This window comes from Xenorhabdus littoralis (assembly GCF_033949345.1).
Lineage (GTDB): Bacteria > Pseudomonadota > Gammaproteobacteria > Enterobacterales > Enterobacteriaceae > Xenorhabdus > Xenorhabdus littoralis.
Map to the genome: position 1 here is coordinate 22346 of NZ_VCDP01000016.1, position 20854 is coordinate 43199.

At 41.4% G+C, this 20854-nt stretch carries 18 protein-coding genes and 3 pseudogenes; 10 read left to right on the forward strand and 11 right to left on the reverse strand.

Annotated elements, in window-relative coordinates:
* Positions 1 to 69 precede the first annotated feature (69 nt).
* Both FE394_RS04930 and FE394_RS04935 read right to left on the reverse strand, forming a co-directional pair.
* A complete protein-coding gene (locus tag FE394_RS04930) occupies positions 70 to 402 on the reverse strand; it encodes an AzlD domain-containing protein (RefSeq protein ID WP_319925288.1) in 333 nt (110 codons plus the stop codon).
* Positions 399 to 1106: an AzlC family ABC transporter permease gene (locus tag FE394_RS04935; protein WP_319925289.1), complete on the reverse strand. Its 708-nt coding sequence runs from the start codon at positions 1104 to 1106 to the stop codon at positions 399 to 401. The genes FE394_RS04930 and FE394_RS04935 overlap by 4 nt, the downstream gene beginning before the upstream one ends.
* Before the next feature lie 313 nt (positions 1107 to 1419).
* On the opposite strand from FE394_RS04935, the gene FE394_RS04940 reads away from it, so the two are divergent.
* The 4 genes from FE394_RS04940 (at position 1420) to FE394_RS04955 (ending at position 4896) form a co-directional block, all read left to right on the forward strand.
* Complete coding sequence (locus tag FE394_RS04940; protein WP_319925290.1) at positions 1420 to 2193, forward strand: amino acid ABC transporter substrate-binding protein; 774 nt, start codon at positions 1420 to 1422, stop codon at positions 2191 to 2193.
* Positions 2194 to 2629: 436 nt separating this feature from the next.
* Positions 2630 to 3331 carry an amino acid ABC transporter permease gene (locus FE394_RS04945; protein ID WP_319925291.1) on the forward strand — a complete coding sequence of 234 codons (702 nt, stop codon included), beginning with the start codon at positions 2630 to 2632 and terminating at the stop codon, positions 3329 to 3331.
* On the forward strand, positions 3309 to 4073 hold the full coding sequence (locus FE394_RS04950; RefSeq protein ID WP_319925292.1) for an amino acid ABC transporter ATP-binding protein: 765 nt from the start codon (positions 3309 to 3311) through the stop codon (positions 4071 to 4073). Before FE394_RS04945 ends, FE394_RS04950 begins: the two co-directional genes overlap by 23 nt.
* 49 nt (positions 4074 to 4122) lie before the next feature.
* A complete protein-coding gene (locus FE394_RS04955; protein ID WP_319925293.1) occupies positions 4123 to 4896 on the forward strand; it encodes an amino acid ABC transporter substrate-binding protein in 774 nt (257 codons plus the stop codon).
* A gap of 182 nt (positions 4897 to 5078) precedes the next feature.
* Here FE394_RS04955 and FE394_RS04960 read toward each other — a convergent pair whose 3' ends face one another.
* The 3 genes and pseudogenes from FE394_RS04960 to FE394_RS04970 all read right to left on the reverse strand — a co-directional run bounded on the left by FE394_RS04960 (position 5079) and on the right by FE394_RS04970 (position 7053).
* Positions 5079 to 5765, reverse strand: a complete 687-nt coding sequence (locus FE394_RS04960; RefSeq protein WP_319925294.1) for a GNAT family N-acetyltransferase — start codon at positions 5763 to 5765, stop codon at positions 5079 to 5081.
* A gap of 243 nt (positions 5766 to 6008) precedes the next feature.
* Positions 6009 to 6200, reverse strand: a pseudogene (locus FE394_RS04965) (2Fe-2S iron-sulfur cluster binding domain-containing protein); the annotation flags it as partial.
* Positions 6201 to 6654: 454 nt separating this feature from the next.
* A complete protein-coding gene (locus FE394_RS04970; protein ID WP_319925295.1) occupies positions 6655 to 7053 on the reverse strand; it encodes a TetR family transcriptional regulator C-terminal domain-containing protein in 399 nt (132 codons plus the stop codon).
* A gap of 22 nt (positions 7054 to 7075) precedes the next feature.
* Here FE394_RS04970 and FE394_RS04975 point away from each other — a divergent pair.
* A pseudogene (locus tag FE394_RS04975) lies at positions 7076 to 7351 on the forward strand (hypothetical protein); the annotation flags it as partial.
* A gap of 75 nt (positions 7352 to 7426) precedes the next feature.
* Here FE394_RS04975 and FE394_RS04980 read toward each other — a convergent pair.
* The 5 genes and pseudogenes from FE394_RS04980 to FE394_RS05000 form a co-directional block, all read right to left on the reverse strand.
* Positions 7427 to 8392, reverse strand: coding sequence for a PDR/VanB family oxidoreductase (locus FE394_RS04980; protein ID WP_319925296.1), 966 nt, complete (start codon positions 8390 to 8392; stop codon positions 7427 to 7429).
* Between the two features lie 82 nt (positions 8393 to 8474).
* Positions 8475 to 9923 carry an NAD-dependent succinate-semialdehyde dehydrogenase gene (locus FE394_RS04985; RefSeq protein WP_319925297.1) on the reverse strand — a complete coding sequence of 483 codons (1449 nt, stop codon included), beginning with the start codon at positions 9921 to 9923 and terminating at the stop codon, positions 8475 to 8477.
* A gap of 53 nt (positions 9924 to 9976) precedes the next feature.
* Positions 9977 to 11095 carry an aromatic ring-hydroxylating oxygenase subunit alpha gene (locus FE394_RS04990; protein WP_319925298.1) on the reverse strand — a complete coding sequence of 373 codons (1119 nt, stop codon included), beginning with the start codon at positions 11093 to 11095 and terminating at the stop codon, positions 9977 to 9979.
* Between the two features lie 13 nt (positions 11096 to 11108).
* Positions 11109 to 12653 carry a BCCT family transporter gene (locus tag FE394_RS04995; RefSeq protein ID WP_319925299.1) on the reverse strand — a complete coding sequence of 515 codons (1545 nt, stop codon included), beginning with the start codon at positions 12651 to 12653 and terminating at the stop codon, positions 11109 to 11111.
* Positions 12654 to 13158: 505 nt separating this feature from the next.
* Positions 13159 to 14241: pseudogene (locus FE394_RS05000) on the reverse strand (tartrate dehydrogenase); the annotation flags it as partial.
* 104 nt (positions 14242 to 14345) lie between these two features.
* On the opposite strand from FE394_RS05000, the gene FE394_RS05005 reads away from it, so the two are divergent.
* Both FE394_RS05005 and FE394_RS05010 read left to right on the forward strand, forming a co-directional pair.
* Positions 14346 to 15272: a LysR substrate-binding domain-containing protein gene (locus tag FE394_RS05005; protein WP_319925300.1), complete on the forward strand. Its 927-nt coding sequence runs from the start codon at positions 14346 to 14348 to the stop codon at positions 15270 to 15272.
* A gap of 125 nt (positions 15273 to 15397) precedes the next feature.
* Entirely contained in the window at positions 15398 to 15901 is a 504-nt protein-coding gene (locus FE394_RS05010) for a GNAT family N-acetyltransferase (protein WP_319925301.1), read from the forward strand.
* A gap of 87 nt (positions 15902 to 15988) precedes the next feature.
* Here the strand turns inward: FE394_RS05010 and rraB are convergent, their stop codons facing one another.
* Positions 15989 to 16414: a ribonuclease E inhibitor RraB gene (rraB, locus tag FE394_RS05015; protein ID WP_319925302.1), complete on the reverse strand. Its 426-nt coding sequence runs from the start codon at positions 16412 to 16414 to the stop codon at positions 15989 to 15991.
* 233 nt (positions 16415 to 16647) lie between these two features.
* Between rraB and argF the strand changes: the two genes are divergently transcribed.
* The 3 genes from argF to FE394_RS05030 all read left to right on the forward strand — a co-directional run bounded on the left by argF (position 16648) and on the right by FE394_RS05030 (position 20854).
* Positions 16648 to 17661 (forward strand): ornithine carbamoyltransferase, encoded by a 1014-nt coding sequence (gene argF, locus FE394_RS05020; protein WP_319925303.1) that lies wholly within the window; start codon positions 16648 to 16650, stop codon positions 17659 to 17661.
* 603 nt (positions 17662 to 18264) lie between these two features.
* Complete coding sequence (locus tag FE394_RS05025) at positions 18265 to 19386, forward strand: trans-sulfuration enzyme family protein (RefSeq protein WP_319925372.1); 1122 nt, start codon at positions 18265 to 18267, stop codon at positions 19384 to 19386.
* A gap of 43 nt (positions 19387 to 19429) precedes the next feature.
* Positions 19430 to 20854 (forward strand): Na+/H+ antiporter NhaC family protein, encoded by a 1425-nt coding sequence (locus FE394_RS05030; protein ID WP_319925304.1) that lies wholly within the window; start codon positions 19430 to 19432, stop codon positions 20852 to 20854.

A 20854-nucleotide genomic window follows, 5' to 3' on the forward strand; every position in this document is an offset into this window, starting at 1 on the left:
TGATTGAAATTTATTCATGTAAACCACTGCAATTACAATTGCAGTGGTTTTTTTCATCTTATATATCTTTTAATTAAATAACCCCTGCACCAACATAAAAAAAATCAATGAACAGCCCAAACTCTTTAATATTGAGCCTGTATATTTGCTGATAAAATAAGCCAGAACAACTGTTACCAATGCAAACACATATTTAATATCAAATTGCTCAATTAATTCACTCAAGGATAAATTACTCAGAGAAATATTGACAATAATGGTTCCTAAAATAAAGCAGATAGCATAATCCAGTGAGGTGATCAGTAAACTTTTCCCTTTAAACAGCCGATTATTATTTATCAGAAAAGGAGCTGCCCTTAACACAAAACTGATTAACCCCATGACTACGATCAGCAGTATCATGATGTTTTATCCTTTCTCATGTTCCGTTCAATCAATGCAATCACAACCCCACACAGAATCGGGATCGTCAGATCCATTAATTTCATATCTATTTCATTCAATAACGGAGCGCATACCCCACCCGTCACCGTTGCCAACACAGACATATCTTTACCCGCTCGCTTGGCGGTCAGGGACGCAAAATGAATAGGAACCAACATCACTAAAAACAGAGAAAGAGATTCATAATTCAAATGTTCTGCTGAAATATATCCCAGCAAAGTGGCACAAAAGGTAATCACAAAACAAGGGATGGCAACCCCCAGATAAAAATGAAACTGGGATTTCCCATCCACAATATTTTCTGCAGAAATATGTGAATGCGCCACAGTATACGTACTGGCACTAAACCCCAGCATCGACAGTAAAATATTTCGCTTTGGTATGCCCTGAAAATATTGCGTCATCACCATGGCCATCAGGAAAAAACGAAAATTGACCAACAAAGCCAAAATGATCACGGAAAACAGCGCACCATCAGCCAGATAGCCTACCGCAGCCACCTGCAATGGGGCGGCATATATCAATAATGATCCGACCAATGTTTCCAATAATGGAACGCCGTGGCTTTGATAAAGTGCGCCAATCGACGCAAAAATAAGAAAGAAGGAGATGCAGACAGGCAGAGAGTGAACCATACCCTTTCTGAATAATGGATTTAACACTTGGCACCTATATTGACAATCGGGTTTAACGTAATGGAGTAATCGATAAATCCCTAATGGATTTCATATGAATAGAAAGGCAAAAATATATCAGGCCCTATGTCATGACAATTTTTTCAGAAATATTTGTGACATACTTCTGTTAATTAAAATCAATCAACGAATAATAAACTTTATTTACTATATGTATTAGCCATAAATTATAGGTTACTAATCCACTATGATATAACATTATCTTATATATGAGGACTTTGATATTCCCGTTATAGTGAAAATAGTTTTAAAAATAAATGTTTCCTTTCGGAGAAATAGAATGAAAATCATCCTCAATATCTTACTGGCGGGTATAGTCCAATTTGGCTTCACTCATCTCGCTTATGCACAATCTACTCTTGATAACATTCAATCCACGGGAATATTCAAAATTGGGACCGAAGGTGCCTATGCCCCATTCAGTTATCATGATGCTTCTGGAAAACTGACCGGATTTGATGTGGAAATCGGCCGTGAAATTGCGCTGCACATGAAAGTGAAACCCGAATTTATTGAGGGTAAATGGGATGGCCTGATCGGTGGCCTTGATGCCGGACGCTCCGATGCAGTGATGAACCAAATCGCCATTACGCCAGAGCGCGAAAAAAAATACATTTTTTCCCTGCCTTACGTGATTTCAGAAGCGGTATTGATTACCCGGACAGACAATAACGACATTAAGACGTTCAGCGATTTAAAAGGAAAAAGATCAGCACATACCCTGACCAATAACTTTGCCCAGATCGCCAGACATTATGGTGCAGACATTATCAGCGCCAACGGTTTTAGTCAGGAAGTTGAACTGGTGAGCACAGGCCGCGCCGATGCCACGATTAACGATAAACTTTCTTATCTCGATTACAAAAAGCATCGCCCTGATGCATCGGTAAAAATTGTTGCCGCTGATACTCAGGCAGCAAAAACTGCCGTACTGCTTCGCAAAAATGATACGGAATTAAAAGCCGCAGTAGATAGAGCCGTCAATGAGATAAAAGCAGATGGGACTTATCAGAAAATTTGGGATAAATATTTCTCTGAAGGAAATGCTGAATAATTAGAATAAGAGCCTAAGGGAGTAGGCTCTTAGAATTCGTCATCAAAACACAAACTTACTGCTTTACACTCTATTTATGAAACCTATCAATAGCGTCACAAAAAACTAAATATATCTACCATCACTTAACCCCAAAATAAAAAATGATATTCTATCCACTCTTTTATTTATTAGAATAGAATATATCAATAAATTGTGTTAACAAGGTAGACTTGCAAGTAATAAAACGCTACTGAATATATTATCAATACTTTGAAATCACTACTTTTTATTAGAGTTCATACGATATAAAAAAGATGTCATACATATTTTGACCCTAAAGTTCTAAGCTATAACTTTATTGTATATAACGTTCTCCTTTTCTTGCCATATCATCATTAAAACAACCTTATAAAAAATAAACATATTTTTAATATCAATCGATTAGGAAGGTTCTATGACCCCATCATGGCTCAGTTTAGCGCTGGATTCCTTATGGCCGATGCTTTACGCTGGCCTGACATTTACTATTCCCCTCACGCTGATTACTTTCGCTCTGGGGATCTCACTGGGGTTTATCGTTGCTTTAATCAGGCTATACGGGCCTAAACCGCTGGTTGCTGTCGTTCGGTTTTACGTCTGGCTGATCCGTGGTACGCCGCTGTTGGTGCAACTGTTTTTGATCTTCTACGCCCTGCCCAGCGTGGGTATTACATTGGAAGCTTTCACCTCCGCCGTTATCGGCTTTACCCTGAATGTCGGCGCTTATACTTCCGAAGTGATCCGTGCTGCATTGATTTCAGTTCCCAAAGGGCAATGGGAAGCCTCCCACTCTATCAGCATGAGCTGGTGGCAATCACTGCGCCGGATCGTATTGCCACAGGCAGCACGGGTTTCTATTCCACCTTTATCCAATACTTTTATTTCGCTGGTCAAAGATACTTCTCTGGCTTCCGTCATTACCGTACCAGAAATGTTTCTGGCGGCACAGCGCATTGCCGCCGTTACTTATCAGCCACTAATCCTGTATACCGAAGCCGCCATTCTCTATCTTCTCCTGAGTTCGGTGTTGTCCGCACTGCAAGTCCGGTTGGAAAAGAAATTCGCCCAGCAAAATAGCAATAAGGAAGTTAAAGATGATTCAGCTCACCAACATTGAAAAAAGCTTCGACGGGCAAAAGGTGCTGAAAAATATTAGCCTGACGATTAAGGAAGGCAGCCTGACCGCGCTTATTGGCCCTTCCGGCAGCGGGAAAAGCACCTTGTTGCGCTGTATTAATCTGTTGGAGATCCCGCAGGCGGGCAAGCTGGATATTGGCAAAGAACAGATTACCTTTAATGGTAAGGAACGGCTGCCGCATCGTGAAATTCAGCGTTTTAGCCTACAAACGGGCATGGTATTCCAGAATTTCCAGCTTTTTCCGCATCTGACGGTCATTGAAAACATTATGGAAGGGCTGATTTGGGTACAAAAATGGCCCCGGGAACGCGCCAGAGCACGGGCACTGGAGTTGCTGAAAAAAGTCGGATTGTCCCATAAGGCAGATGTCTGGCCGAGCACACTATCGGGCGGTCAACAACAGCGAGTGGCAATCGCCAGAGCAATGGCGCCTTCTCCCAAAGTACTGTTGTGTGATGAACCGACCTCGGCGCTTGATCCTGAATTATCCAAGGAAGTTGTTTCAGTCTTGAAGCAACTGGCGGGAGAAGGCACCACTATGTTAATGGCAACGCACGATTTGCGCTTGGCCGCTAATCTTGCCCACAATGTCGTCTTTCTCGAATCCGGTGAAATTATTGAATCGGGTACGGCAAAAACTATCTTCACCCACCCCAGTAAAGTGCGTACTGTCGAGTTTATCTCAACCCTGACAGAAACCTTACCGGACTGGGAAATATAGTAATCAGTCACGTTTAGCATCAGCAACTTTATTTATTCGGAGAAATGTAATGAAAAAACTTTTGAGTCTGTTACTGGCAGGCGCGACTGCCTTTGTTATTTCTGCCCCTGGTTATGCCGGTAAAGATTTTGACGCCATAAAAGCCTCTGGCGTCTTTAAAGTTGGCACGGAAGGCACTTATCCCCCTTTTACCTATCATGATGCCAGCAACAAGCTGACCGGCTTTGATGTGGATATCGCACGGGAAATTGCTAAACGTTTAAATGTGAAACCTGAGTTTATGGAAGTCAAATGGGATGGGTTGATTGCAGGGTTGGATGCCAAGCGTTTTGATGCTGTTATCAACCAAGTGGGTGTAACCCCGGAAAGGGCTGCGAAATACAGTTTTTCTATTCCTTATACAACGTCCCAAGTGGCGTTGATCATTCGTGATAACAATAGTGATATTAAAACATTCGCGGATATTAAAGGAAAACGCTCGGCCCAGTCACTGACCAGTAACTACGGACAACTGGCAACTTCTTACGGCGCGAATTTGATCAGTACGGATGGTTTTAACCAAGCCATTGATCTTGTCGTCACCGGGCGCGCTGATGCCACATTGAATGATCGCCTGTCGTTTCTTGATTTCAAAAAACAACGTCCTAATGCGCCAGTAAAAATCGTCGCTCAGCAAGCCGATGCCAGTAAATCGGCTGTATTGGTGCGCAAAGGAGATGCTGAGCTGGTAGACGCTGTTAATAAAGCCCTGCAAGAGATAAAAGATGACGGCACCTATGCCCGTATCTCTGAGAAGTATTTTGGGGTGGATATTTCTAAGTAAAAAACAGCTTTCAATTTATAGACTACAACTTATAACCATAGATTGTAGTCTATAATATTGGAAGATTGAAACTCTTTGCCGATGGTGAAATTAAGTTGTATCCGACTCTTTTACATAGCTTATATAATTAAGCAATACAGCCGAATCAACTAATAAACAACACGCTATAAGAAATTCAATATTCAATAAGCACAACCCGCTTTAAAATAGTAGCCGTCTTTAAAAATTCCCCATTTATGGTTCTGGCTTGGTTCTAATACCATATAACCTCCTTTAAATTCAAATCCATATTTAAAGTAAACAGATATGGCGTCACGTGCTGGTATCAATTTAACATTACCATTTTTACCAAGTTCTTTTGATTTATTTACTGCATATTCCATCAAAAACACACCGCTGCGCCTCATCCCTACGTGTATGGCGAATTCTTCAATTTTAGCTGGTTCTGTTATTTTTGTCGCATCATTGGAGAACACCAATATACCAATCGGTGTTTCTTCATAAAACATAACAAAAAAATAATGTTCTCTTGCGTCTGAAATATCTTCAAAGCCGCTATACAAAATATCATTAATTTGACAAAGTAATTTATATGTAGAATAACATCGTGAGTACCACTGCACCTGATCCTTATCTAGCGGTGTCGTTTGATTAGGCTTTATGCACCAATTACCGTTAATCATATTAGCTCTTATCCGATTAACAAGAGATAAAGCATCCTGAAGTCCAACTTCTCTGATAGTGATAGAACCTTTAATATTAACGATATCAGGCGCTATATCTGGACTTGAGCCATAACGAGCCATTCGAGTCAGTGATCCTTCTATTCCTGAATCTAATATACTGAAAAATTTTGATTTTAGAATCATGATGCACCTCCTGATAAATATAAAAATATATTTATTTTTCTTTGTATTTTATGGAAATAGAACAAAAATATTTAAGCCGGATTTACATTAGTCTTTACTTTCATCTGTCATTATCTGAATCTAAAATAACCTCTGTGGCCCACTATGAAAATAGCGAGCCACAGATTAATAAGAAATAATAAAACCGTTTTTAATGATTCAAACAATTAATAATGCATTTTCTACCTATTGCATCAATGTGTTACCTTTCAAAATCATGGTTTCACAAGTTCCGCATACCCCTTCATGACACAAACATTCAACAGATGCCACGTTATTCCTTTCAATAAATTGTAGGATTGTTGATTCGCTATCAACTTCCAGTTCAATCGCCGATTTCGCCAAAACAAGAGTAAATGCATCACCTGTTTTTTCTTCAACAGTAGATGGCTCAAAATCACAGCGGAATTTAAGTCATGCTCCCCAAAGAGAAATGGGATCGGACACTGTTTCAGGCCAACCTACAGCACCAAAATAGATCGCATCAAACTCCTGTCTGGAGAGCATAAAAATCTGTGGGGCACTCAATTCATTTTGAGGAAAAATTGTAACTTAACCAGACTGTTACCTGTTATCGATCTATGAATGTTTATATTTTGTGGTCCTCTACAATGCGAGTCCTTTAGTTTAGCGGTGTTTCCAGTTGCCAGGCGAAACCCCTTTAGCTGCTTTATCGCATAAATGCCCCACACTTTTTAAACGCTTTTCTTCTTCACTATGCCTCCATTATCAACCAACTAATCTGACCGTACCGTTTGCCTATGCGCTCAAAACAGGGTGTGCTGAGTTTGCATGATATAGAGTTGGATGATAGGGCGTGACGATGCATGGAGAGCCGGGGTGTCCGTTTTCAGTATGATCGACTCAGGAGTTGTTGCAGCAAATATCTTAGATCTTCTTTGGCTTCCTGGCAGCGCGGGCCAGAGGGGTTGACGCTCAGGATATCGGCGTAACCGTTGACGGCTGCGGCAATGATTCGGGTAATGCGCGCAGTACTGATTTCACGATAAATACCTTGCTGGACACCTGCCCTCACAATGCTATCAATCAGTGCAGACCAACGGTTCATAATGCCTATTACCATATCGGCATAGGCGTCGTCATACGCTGCTAATGTCCAGACGGAGTTATAAAGCTGCCAGTCAGCATAGTGGGAATCAGGTAAATGGTTGGCGATAAGAGCCTCAAGTGCGGCCTCTGGTTCGTATCCAGCAATTTCATACCGGAAAGCGTCCAGTTCTGACAGCATAAAACGCTCAATGGCCTCCAAGCTGAGGGAACGCCTGTCCGATCGTGAGGCGCTGGGCTATCTGGCCATCGGCGCGGTGACCGCGCTGCTTTTTGCTTCAACCATCATCTATATGACCGTTATAGGTATAAGCGATGCAGGACATATCTATTCAGTTATGACCTATATGTGGATGTTTGCTATGAGTTTGGATGATGGACCACCGCTCCTTGAAAAGTATTCCCAGCTCAAAGATATTGGTCGGCGTGTTAATACGGGGCAGGTCAGAGACGAAAATAATCAACTTCTCACTATGTAAGTTAGATAACCCTTACTATGGAGTAGCATAAATTCCCACACATTTTTATGCTCTCCAGTCACTTTTATTTTTTCATCACAAATCAAGTACCAGTCGTTTTCCTTTCGCTCTGGAGCAACAAATCAGCATTGATGTCTGACTCTGCTTTTCTTCATCACTAAGATATTGATCACGGTGATCCGCTTCTCCTTCCAAGATCATGGTTTCACACGTCCCGCATACGCCTTCACGGCACATACATTCAACATGTGCGGCTTTATTTCTTTCAATAACCTGAAGAATTGTCGCTTCACTATCAACTTCCAGTTCAATGCCAGATTTCGCCAGAACAACTGTAAACGCCTCACCCGTTTTATCTTCAACCGTAAATTGCTCAAAATGCAATTGGTGATCAGGAAATCCGGCATTTTGTGCAGCTTGTTTTACCCCATGATTCAATGAGCCTGAACCACAGGTATAAACGTGGCTTCCGTCCGGCAATCGGGAAATAAGTGTATCAAGTTCAAGGCGAGTCCCTTCAGATGAAATATGACAATCGATTTTCTCCTTAAATCCCGCGGCCATTAACTCTTGCATAAACGCATTGTCATCGGAATTGCGGTAGCAATAATGCAGTTCATACCCAGCATCCTGATGTTTCAATTCATGCAGATGAGACATAAAAGGTGTTATCCCGATCCCACCCGCTATTAATATATGTTTTTTCGCTTCAGGCACTAATGCAAATAAATTATTTGGTTCAGAAATAATGAGTGTACTGTCAATAGCCACTTTATCGTGCATAAATGCAGAACCACCGCGGGACTGCTCTTCTCGCTTGACGGCAATTTGGTAGCTATGTTTATCAAAAGGCGAACTTAATAAAGAATACGCATTACTATAGCGTTTATCACCATCCTGCATCTGGACAAAAATGTGACTTCCGCCAGTAAACGCGGGCAATTGCGTGTTTTCATTCGGTATTAATGTAAATCGCTTAATATTCGGCGTGATAGCCTCAATATTGCTGACAATCACACTAATCGTCTGATATATAGACATAAGCTATTCCTGATTATGATTATCCCCGTCGTCTTTCAAGTTGCCGCTTTGTTGGCGGCAACTTGAAATTCATGGGTATCCGTTAAAACCCCTGACAGAGATATTTAAGCTCTAAATAATCTTCAATACCGTGGATCGAACCTTCACGCCCCAGCCCCGATTGTTTTATTCCGCCAAACGGTGCAACTTCATTGGAAATGAGCCCCGTATTAATACCTACCATGCCATAGTCTAATTTTTCTGAAACACGCCAAATACGTTGCGGGTTTTCAGTATAAAAATAAGCAGCAAGCCCATAAATAGTGTTGTTGGCAGAGGTGATAACACTCTCTTCATCATCAAAAATAACCAAAGGTGCAATGGGTCCGAATATTTCTTCTTCTAATACCCGGCTATTTTCAGCGACATGACCAAGTACAGTCGGTATAAAGAAATTATCTCCTAAAGCATGGCGCTTACCGCCATATAATAAATCTGCGCCCTTATTTAGTGCATCATCTAAAAGGGACTGGACGTTATCCGCTGATTCAGCATTAATCAGCGGGCCTATCTGTACTTCCGGTTCAAAACCATTACCGACTTGCAGTTTTTGCACTTCTTCAACAAAACGCTGACTGAACGCCGGATAAATATCTCTGTGAATATACAAACGATTTGCGCAAACGCAGGTCTGTCCCGCATTACGAAATTTGGCAACCATCGCCCCCTCTACCGCTTTTTCAATATCAGCATCTTCAAAGACAATAAAAGGGGCATTTCCTCCCAATTCTAAAGAGACTTTTTTTATGCTGTCCGAGCATTGTCGCATTAATAAACGCCCGACCTCAGTGGAACCCGTAAAACTCAGTTTACGTACGCGATCATCGCTCGTAAGTATTTCACCAATAATACGGGAATGGCCCGTGATGATATTGATCACCCCGGCCGGAATACCGGCTTGAATGGCTAAGTTCACCATTGCCAACGCTGTAAATGGTGTTTCATTTGCCGGCTTTATTATCATGGTACAACCCGCCGCAAGCGCGGGTGCAGCTTTGCGGGTAATCATCGCAGCAGGAAAATTCCAGGGTGTGATGGCGGCACAAACACCGATGCCCTGTTTAATCACCATCAGCCGTTTATCCGCCGTCGGAGAAGGAATAATCTCTCCGTTTGTACGCTTTCCTTGTTCCGCAAACCACTCAATAAAAGAAGCTGCATAGGTGATTTCACCTTCAGCTTCCACCAGCGGTTTACCCTGTTCCAGCGTCATGATTTCTGCCAGCCGTTCTTTATTTTCACTGATTAAGCGAAACCAATTTTGTAATAACTGAGCACGTTGATGACCCGTCAGTACTTGCCATTTCGGTAATGCGTCGTATGCAGCTTGAATGGCTTTTTTCGCTTCACCGGCTGCCATATTGGGTATCTGCCCGATGACCTTTCCGGTTGCCGGATCAGAGACAGTTAACGTCTCTTTATTATCAGCATCGCACCACTGTCCATTGATGTAAGCCTGTTGACGGAAGAAAGGATTTTCTGAAATATTCACTTAATGACCTCTTTGACTAAGACTATACAGTCGCTTTCTTACCCAATTTCATCTTATTCGTGGTACGTCTGAGCAATAAGGTGGTGAAAATAAGCAATTCCGTGCTCACTAATTCCACTTCCTGTACTATCCGCCATGATGCGCCCCTGACCACGATAGCCACGTGATTTCAGCCCCTTTTGCACACTTTCAACCAAACGCAGGTCTTCCGGACGAAAAACGTCACGATACCATTCGATCAAAGATTTCTGCTCTTCTGTAATATCTTCATTCGTAAAGTAAATATCGTAATATTGCAGTGTTGTCTCGGCATCCACGGGAAATTCATAGATAACCGTCATCATGCCCTTAATCGGCGTAACGTTATACATAGTACAAGGCCATAACCAAAAGCCATGAAATGAAGATTCGCCTTCAAACTTGAAAGATTGATCGGAAGGAATGGCATAACCAAATTGCAATGACCATTTCTCATACATGGTATGCCAATAGCGATCGACCTGAACAGAAGTTGAAAATCCCGGATGTGCCGGGCCGCAGTGGTAGCATTCCAGATAGTTATCAACAATGCTTTTCCAGTTAGCCGGTGTCGCTGTCGTGAAACGCGCTGCCAGTTTTAAATCATAAACGTCAGGGCAGGATTCTAATACTTTGGTGCTTAATCCCGGTAATTGCGCTTCAACTGTTCCTGCATTCATGTCCATATTGATAAAAACAAACCCGGCATATTCTTCTAATTTCACAGGCGTTAATTGCGCTAATCCTTTGTCGAAATTAGCCACATTCTCACAGTTACGCGCATGTGCTAAAGAACCATCAAGTTTGAATGTCCAGGCATGATAGGGGCAAGTGATGACGTTTTTCGCTTTACCTTCACCCTTCAATAGCTGATGACCGCGATGAGGACAGACGTTAAAAAAGGCACGCAATACGTTGTCACGCCCACGGACAATCACAATACTCTCACCAATAATTTCACGCGTGACATAATCATTGGCATTAGCAAGCTCACTACCGTGCGCAACACAAATCCAACTCTTGGAAAAAATCGCCTCTTTTTCATAATCAAAGACGTCCTGAGAAGTATAGAAACGTGCGGGCATGGTGTACGCTTCTGCTGGATCTGCACAAAAATTTTTGGGCAGCGTAAAATAAGGGTCTTGGATGCTCATATCAATTCCTTAATCATTTAGCGAAATGGGTGTCTTGGATAAGATGTGCCGGAACCTGTGCATAGTCTCGTTTTATCCAACAGATAAAACCGTATGTCTTAATTAATAAGATGACTAAAAAAGGCAGTGCAGTAAGCACTACGCTGGTTTTCATCGTTTCTAGCGAGGCTTGCGTAAAGAGAATGGAAAGTGGGATCAGTGTAATCACGACACACCAGAAAAGGCGCAATTTCCGGCAGGGATCTTGGCCTTCCCGTAAATTACGCGTACTGGTTGCCGCCATGGTATAGGCCACTGCATCCATATGCGAAGCCAAGAAAATCACCATGATAAAAAGATAGGCTGCAAGGAAGAATTGGCCTAATGGCAGCGCACTCAATAGCTGATGAACTGCTGTTTCTCCGCCCAATGTATTCAATATTTCAGGCACATTGATAGCACCGGTAATAAATTGGTGCATTGCGTAGCTTTCCAATACCCCAAAGAAGAACCAGCAACCAAACGTACTCCCCAATAATAATGCCCAAATAACCTCCTTAATTTTGCGCCCATGGGAAACACGGGTCACGAACATAGCGACACCGGGTGTGTAGGAAACCCACCATAACCAGTAGAACACCGTCCAGCTACGTGTGAATTGACCGTCTCCCATCGGATCGGTAAATAAGCTCATTTGCAGGAAATTCTGGGTTGTCAGGCCAACTGCGTTAATCATATTGTTAATGGTAAATTCCGTCGGCCCGACTATCAGTACCAGCAACGCAAAACCCAATGCTCCCCATCCCACCATTTGGCTTAAACGCTGCATACCTTTATCAATGCCGATATAAGAACTCAGACAAAAGATCACGGCGGCTAATAGGGTAATTCCAGCCTGAACGGTAAAATCATTAGGCGTACCGATGAGTGAAGAAAGCCCGCCACTTAATGTGGCCGCAGTAACCACTAAAGAAATAGTTAATGCTCCCACCGTCGCGATTAAGTACGTCATATCAATCAGGCGTCCCCAAAAGCCATAGGGATTAATTTTTATAATCGCGGAAATAATCCCTGATAAGCTCAGTCCTTTATTTTTTCTGACATGAAAATGGTAAGCCATAATCAGTGAAGCGAGTGCATAAGTTGCCCAGGCACTTAAACCCCAATGAAAAAAAGAGTAGCTGATACTATATTCCAATGCCTTGGGCGTTTTAGGGGAAATATTCAGGCCCGGCATTTGATAATAATATGCCCACTCCATGACTCCCCAGTATAAGGTCGAGGAACCCAGGCCTGCACAAATAAACATAAATAACCAAGGTACTGTGGCATATTTTGGTTTTCCTTCACCCAATCGAATATTGCCGTATTTACTTATCGCTAAATAAAGTACAAACATCAAAGCGGCAAGGACTAATATTTGAATTGTTGATCCCAGTAAACGAGTCAGCCCATTAAAAATTGAATTAGCAATAACACTTACTTCTTCAGGAAATAAACTGAGTGTTATTGCTATCACAACTATACAAACCAGACTTATTGCTATTAAGGGAATATCTTTCTTTGTACTGCTCAACATGAACCCTCCGTTTCGTCACTTTATATATACCCATTTTGCGTTTGGGCGATAACAGCAAAGTGCCTGTTATTGTTGTTATGATTACGTTGGTATAGATACGACTAAGAGGAAAGCATGCAACAAGTGAGAACGTACTTATCGCGTCTTTTTATTAACAATTCAAATATAGTGCTGATACATAATTTAAACAATTGGCCAAATGGTAAATAGATAAAACACATATCGTAATGAATGTTTTGTGATGTTCATTAAGAATTAGGCAGATGAGAGTTCAGAGAGAAATTAAATCGTTTCGTTAATTCTCCTCATTTTTTGAGTTAGAATCACAATAAAAGTGAATAGGGCATAATTCGATGAATTATGCCCTTAGTTTGAATTATCAAATTCTGACAAATACCTTATTCGAGTACCCAATCTTCAACTCTTAATCATCAAACGATTCCCTTTGACTACTCACCTGTTCAGGACGCTCAGATAAAAAATCATCAGTCACAGGATACACAACTCGTGACAAATGCCGAATAATGGCGTCTCCGACCTGCTGTGTTGATGCTTCTCCTTTCATGTCAGGCGTCACTGTTCCTTCAGCTATCACAGCTTCAATGGCAGATAAAATATCATCATGAGCATGTTGGTAACGTTCATCATCTTCGCCCAAGAACTGGAGCATCATGGCACCAGACCAAATCATGGCGATTGGGTTAGCAATATTTCTGCCATAGATATCAGGGGCTGATCCATGAACCGGCTCAAATAAGGAAGGGAAATTTCTTTCCGGATTCAGGTTGGCAGAAGGCGAAAGCCCGATGGTTCCTGTACAGGCAGGCCCAAGATCAGACAGAATATCGCCGAATAAGTTGGAAGCGACAACGACATCAAACCGTTCCGGCTCCAGCACAAATCGCGCACAAAGAATATCAATATGCTGCTTATCCCATTTAATCTCCGGATATTGTTTTGCCATCGCCTCAACCCGCTCATCCCAGTAAGGCATACTGATCGCAATACCGTTTGATTTAGTCGCGGATGTCAGTCGCTTACGGGGGCGGCTTTGCGCAAATTCAAACGCATATTTCAATATGCGATCAACGCCACGGCGGGTAAAAACCGATTCCTGGATCACCACTTCATGTTCCGTCCCTTCATGCAGACGGCCACCAATCGCTGAATATTCCCCTTCGGTATTCTCCCTGACGACATAAAAATCGATATCTTCCGGTTTTTTATTGGCTAACGGGCAAGGTACTCCCGGTAAAAGACGTACCGGACGTAAATTGACATATTGCTGAAATTCACGGCGGAATTTAAGTAATGACCCCCAAAGAGAAATATGATCAGGCACTTTTTCAGGCCAACCGACAGCACCAAAATAGATCGCGTCGAACGCCATTAACTGATTAAACCAATCATCAGGCATCATGGTGCCATGCTTAAAGTAATAGTCACAGCTGGCCCATTCGAAATATTCAAACGATAAATGGAGATCCCACTTTTCAGCTACAGTTTGTAATACTCTAATTCCTTCCGGAAGCACTTCATGACCAATTCCATCCCCAGGGATCGCCGCAATCTTGAACTGTTGTTTCATTAGATATCTCTCATTTATCAGGATACAAAATTGACTTTTCAGCTATCTTATAATTGACTGAATTGTATTCAATCCAAAAAATGTAGAAACATAATTTACGATATATGAATAATCTGCCTATTTTACAGGATCTCCGTGTTTTCCTTTTAGTCGCCAAGAGAGCAAGTTTTGCCGCTGCGGCGGAAGAAATGGGAGTTTCTCCGGCTTTTATCAGTAAACGCATCGCAATATTAGAAAGTGTATTGAATGTTACCCTATTGCACAGAACGACACGCAGGGTATCCATTACGGAGGATGGCGAGCGGATATACGAATGGGCACAACGTATTCTGAATGATGTCAATCAGATGCTTGATGAGCTTTCTGAACTTCGGCAAGAACCGCAGGGAACAATCAGGATTGTCAGTAGTTTTGGCTTCGGACGGCAATTCGTGGCCCCTGCGCTATCTGCACTCGTCCAAGCCTATCCCCAATTAGAGATCCGGTTTGATGTGAAAGATCGCATTATTGATTTAGTCACAGAAGGCATTGATTTGGATATTCGTATTGGCGATGATATTGATAATAATCTTATTGCACGAAAGCTCGCATCCAATCGTCGCATCTTATGCGCAGCGCCCTCTTATCTCGCCCGGCATCCGATGCCAAAATCACTGAATGAGTTGCCCTCTCACGCCTGTCTGGTCATCAAAGAGCGGGATCATCCTTTTGGCATCTGGCAGTTACAAAGCAGTGCGGGATACCAATCCGTGAAAGTTACCGGGCCTATGTCGTCCAACCATGGTGAAATTATCCACCAGTGGTGCCTTGATGGGCACGGTATTACTTTACGTTCCTATTGGGATGTCAGGAAAAATATCAAATCAGGTGCATTAGTTCATATTCTGCCTGAATATTATCAATCCGCGAACATCTGGGCGGTTTATGTCACTCGTCTGGTGATGTCTGCTCGCATCAGAGTCACCATTGAGTTTTTAGAACGTTATTTTCAGCTTCACTATTCAGATCAAATTGAAGTCAAATCAGGTTAATGCACCAGACAGCCAAGTTATCAATGTAGTGAGACAGGGTGACTAAAACATCAACACAATATAATATATTCAGTGCTGTATTATTTACCTCCCTATTAATCAATAAAAATTATAAAGAAAATACAATGACAACAGAAACAACACACAACTACGTGATTCGCCCTATTACCCGCCAAGACAACGCAGGCATTGCGGCTGTTATCCGCGAGGTATCCGCTGAGCACGGCTTAACCGCAGACAAAGGTTTTGCCGTTGCTGATCCGATTCTGGATACTTTGTATGAAGTTTACAGCCAGCCACGCAGCGCTTACTGGGTTGTTGAAATGGATGACAAAGTCGTCGGCGGTGGTGGTATTGCTCCACTGGCGGGGGGTGATAACGATACTTGTGAATTACAGAAAATGTACCTTTCGTCGGTACTACGCGGAAAAGGGATTGCCAAACAAATCGTCGAGCAATCTCTCTCATTCGGTACAGAACAGGGCTTTAAACGTTGTTATCTTGAAACGACGGAAGATTTGAAAGCTGCCATTACCCTATATGAAAAATTGGGTTTCAGCTATCTTGATGAGACTCTTGGCAATACAGGCCACAGCGACTGCGAAGTCAGGATGATAAAAGCGCTATAAGCGATAGATATCAATAGAGAGTCATCAATAAATCAAGCCCCACAGATCAAGTGGGGCGTTTGGCTTTAACGCTGTCTGCGAAAAATCTTAATGAAGTCTGGGTTCATCTTCCTCTGGCGGGAAGAGATCACCGTCATCATCTTCATCATCCGGCGCGTTGGGATCTTCAAAGTATGTTCCCCAACCATCATAATTCACACCGATCTTTTCAGCCAGATCCATCAGTTGCTCAACCTGTAGGTTGATGAGTTCAGCTTTAAGATGACTTTCACTGATCACATCACAACACATCAGAACAACACGATCTTCTGTTTCCAGCTCTTCCGCATCTGTTACTTCATAACCTAGCTTAAACGCTTCAAGCGCGGCCTTCTCCAGTTGATCAAAGTCTTCTGCCGAGAAGTGGTGCTCAATAATATAAAGCGCATCAGGATCGCTGCCATCTTCCAATAATTCTTCAATGATCAAGCGAGTCTCTTCACGCTGTTCTTCTAAAGCATGTGGGTCTGCCATGCAAATCCCCTCCGTCAGTTGGCTGTCCTGTTTTGCATTCTCCCATCTTTTCTTTACAAAGGATATATCTATCCAATTTTGTTCAGGGAGAAGTATAAACCGTAAGAGGCTGATCCATAATCAGTCTTAATCCCATCACTCTTACAGGCATCGAGCATGGAACTTGCAATCTAATTTTTTATTGATATATAGTGCATATAAATTCACTATTTCATTAATGGAGATAATGCGTAATGAACCCATTTTTTAAACGCTCTTTCCTAAGATTACTCGATGTTACGCCGACAGAAATAAATACACTTTTAACATTGTCTCATGAATTGAAATCGAATAAAAAATCAGGTATGGAGTCTCCCTTACTCAAGGGAAAAAACATTGCCCTTATTTTCGAAAAAGACTCCACGCGTACACGCTGTGCGTTCGAAGTTGCCGCGCATGATCAAGGTGCCAATGTGACCTATTTAGGTTCAAATGGCAGCCAGATCGGCCACAAAGAATCCATCAAGGATACCGCGCGGGTACTTGGTCGCCTGTATGACGGTATCCAATACCGTGGCTACGGTCAGCATATTGTCGAAACACTGGCGCAATACTCAGGCGTTCCGGTCTGGAATGGCCTGACTGATGAATTTCACCCAACCCAATTGCTGGCTGATTTACTGACGATACAGGAGCACAGCCAAAAAACACTGTCTGAAATCAAATTCGCCTATCTGGGTGATGCCCGGAATAACATGGGCAATACTATGCTGGAAGCTGCTGCACTAACGGGTATGGATCTCCGTTTGGTCGCACCAAAAACGTTCTGGCCGAACGCGAACTTGGTTACAGAATGCCAAAAATTGGCAGAGAAAACGGGTGGTCAGATCACTCTGACAGAAGATATTGCGCAAGGCGTAAAAGAAGCCGATTTTCTGTATACCGATGTTTGGGTATCAATGGGAGAACCTAAATCAATCTGGCAAGAACGCATTGCATTGCTGAAACCTTATCAGGTCAATATGGATGTTATAAAACTGACGGGTAATCCAGAAGTGAAGTTCCTGCATTGTCTGCCTGCTTTTCACGATGAAGAAACGACGCTTGGTAAGCAGCTGGCAGAAGAATTCAATTTATATGGCGGGCTGGAAGTCACTAATGACGTATTTGAATCAGAACACAGCATTGTGTTTGATCAGGCCGAAAACCGAATGCACACCATTAAGGCCATGATGGTGGCAACACTGGTGGAAAATCTAGTTTTATAATTGTTGATTCAAATTGTGTCCGCTCATGCGGTGAAGCAATCACTGCCACCACAGTGACCGCCGCCAGTACTTCAGGAAATATCTTGATAGGATTAGGTGATGGATGAATTGAATTCCGAGAATATCATGTGCTATCTGCGGGTGAACTGATGCCACAATGTCCAAAATAGCAAGTGTTGAAGAATCTTGAGGTGGCAGTGGGGCATGGCTATTGGAGGACTGTGCACTGGATACTGTTAATAATAAAAATGATTGTACCCTTCATTACGGATGACTTTATTGACATTCTGTCTGCATGTATACGCGACCAAATCTCCACCGACTTCCGTTAAAAACCTGAAAATGACGTTATCAATCCGCACAATTTTTCAATATATTGATAATCATCACATTAAATAATATCAATTTAATTATTTGATTTATATAAAAAATTTCAATTTTCGGAAAAAATATTCTCTTAATTAAACAAATATAGCTATTTTTTGGAAAATTTTTTTTATCTCTTTATGCCATATTCTTTTTCAACAGTGCAATTTTTACCCCTAAAGAACATTGATAATTAATTTATAGGACTGCAAAAATGATAAAAAATATAGCTACGGCATTAATTCACGGTGGAAAACAGCAAGACAAAGAAAACCACGCTATTTTTCCACCAATTACCACAGCCAGTACTTTTATACAAAAAAATTATCTGAACACGGTGAATACTGTTATTCCCGTTGCAGTAACCCGACGCGCCATGCCTATGAAACATTATTAGCCGAAATAGAAAGTGGTATTTACGCAACTGCAACCGCGTCTGGTGTAGCAGCCACTGCTTTAGTTTTAAACTTACTCCCCAAAGAATCCCATATTATTGCGATGAAAGGGGTTTATGGTGGCACGTTTCGTTTATTTGAACAGGTAGCAATTGAAAATAATGGTCATCAATTTGATTATACCGATTTAAATAACCTCACTGAAATTGAATCTAAAATAAAAGATAATACTCGTTTAATTTGGATAGAAAGTCCAACTAATCCATTATTAGAATTGGTTGACATCAAACGTATTTGTTCATTCGCGAAAAAACACAATATTTTAACTTGTGTTGATAATACATTTGCAACCGCATGGAATCAAAAACCTCTTGAATTAGGTGCAGATATTGTGATGTTATCTGCAAGTAAATATATTGGCGGCCATTCAGACCTTATTGGAGGAGCGGTTATTACACACCGAAATGATTTAGCCAATAGATTAAATTTCTTAAAAACAACTATCGGTGCCATTGCATCTCCCTTTGATGCTTATTTAGCACTACGCGGATTAAAAACATTAGCGTTACGAATGTCAGCACAATGTGCTAATGCGCTTGAAATCGCCAATTTTCTTAAATCTCATTCAAAAATTGAACAAATCTATTATCCCGGCTTAACCACTCACCCACACTATTCCATTTGTCAGGAGCAAATGCGCACAGGCGGTGCTGTCGTCACGATCAAATTAAAAGGTGATCTGGAGGATACAAAAAAATTTTTAAGTAAATTACGCTATTTTGTTTTGGCAGAATCTCTCGGTGGTATAGAAAGTATGGTTAACCATTCTGCAACAATGTCACATGGCTCAATGACAAAAAAAGCGCGTGAAGAGATTGGTATTTATGATACTGTATTGCGTTTATCAGTAGGAATTGAAGATATTCGCGATTTATTAGCTGACCTCAGAAAAGCATTAGAGTAAATTTACTTGATATAAAAAATAACAAGAAATAAGGTAAGTAAAAATGAATGATTACGGAGTTTGGGCTATCATCACCCCTGTTGTTACAATTATTTTAGCTATATTTACACGCCAGGTTATTTTATCATTACTACTCGGTATATTAGTCGGCTTTACTGTCATTAATGACCATAATTTTATTTTAGGTATACAAGGAACCATTGAAGGTATTATTGATACATTTTCCTCTCCCAGTAATACCAAAACCATCATCTTTATGTTAATGATTGGTGGAATAATGCGGCTTGTGGTAGTTACAGGTGGCGTGCGATCCTTAGTCCATTTATTAATGGAAAAGACGCGACTTATTGAAAATAAGAAATCCGTTCAATTTTTGGCAATGATTATTACATCATTAATCTTTATTGAAAGCTCTATTAACCAATTAATCGCTGGAGCAACAACAAAAAAACTAGCCAAAAATTATGGTATTCCACCAGAAAAAATGGCTTACATTATTCAAACATCCTGTGTTTCTGTTTGTTCTTCTGTCATGATTAATGGTTGGGGAGCCGCAATGATGGGTGTCATCGGTGTACAGGTTTCTAGAGGAATAATCAACGGTGAGCCTTTTGATATTCTAGCTGGTTCTATGATTCATAATATTATGGCTTGGTTATCTCTGGCTTCTGTCCTATTTTATATTTTTTCTAATGCATCTTGGGGACCAATGAGAACCGCTGAAATGCAGGCCTTACATGAACATTTAAATAATGATCCTGAAAACGAGCACAGTGAATATAGTGATGATATTATTGAACACCCCAAATGCCATTCTTCATTAAACTTTTTTATTCCTATTTTATCGACTGTATTCATGCTCCCCATTGCCCTCTATATCACAGGTGATGGTGATTTTAGTAAGGGCAGCGGTTCAACTTCTATCTATTGGAGTGTTATGTTCGGAACCACAGTGTCTTTTTTCTGGTTCTTAATACGTCGTATTTTAACTATCGAAACCTTTTTTAAAGAGCTTTATATTGGTTATGCCAGCATGATAAAAATAAGCTCTGTCATGATATTAGCATTCTTAATGGGTAGCGTTTCTGCTGATTTAAATATCGGTGCTTATATTGCACAAATCACTTCTGGAGTTATTCCAGCAGGTTTTTCCATAGGTTTTATTTTCCTGATTAGTGCCATCATGTCATTAGCAACAGGAACCTCATGGGGTACATTCGCAATTATGATCCCCATTGGAATACAATTAGGTCTTTCAGTTGGTATGCCCCCTGAATATATGATTGGTGCCGCAATTTCTGGTTCTATCTTTGGTGATATGACATCGCCAATTTCCAGCGATGCTATCGTTGCATCAATGGCAACAGATTGTAACCATATTGAACATATTCGAACTCAAATGCCATATGCGTTGGTTACCGCAAGTTTCGCCCTCGTCATCTATTTTTACTTAGGCTTTACTTATTAA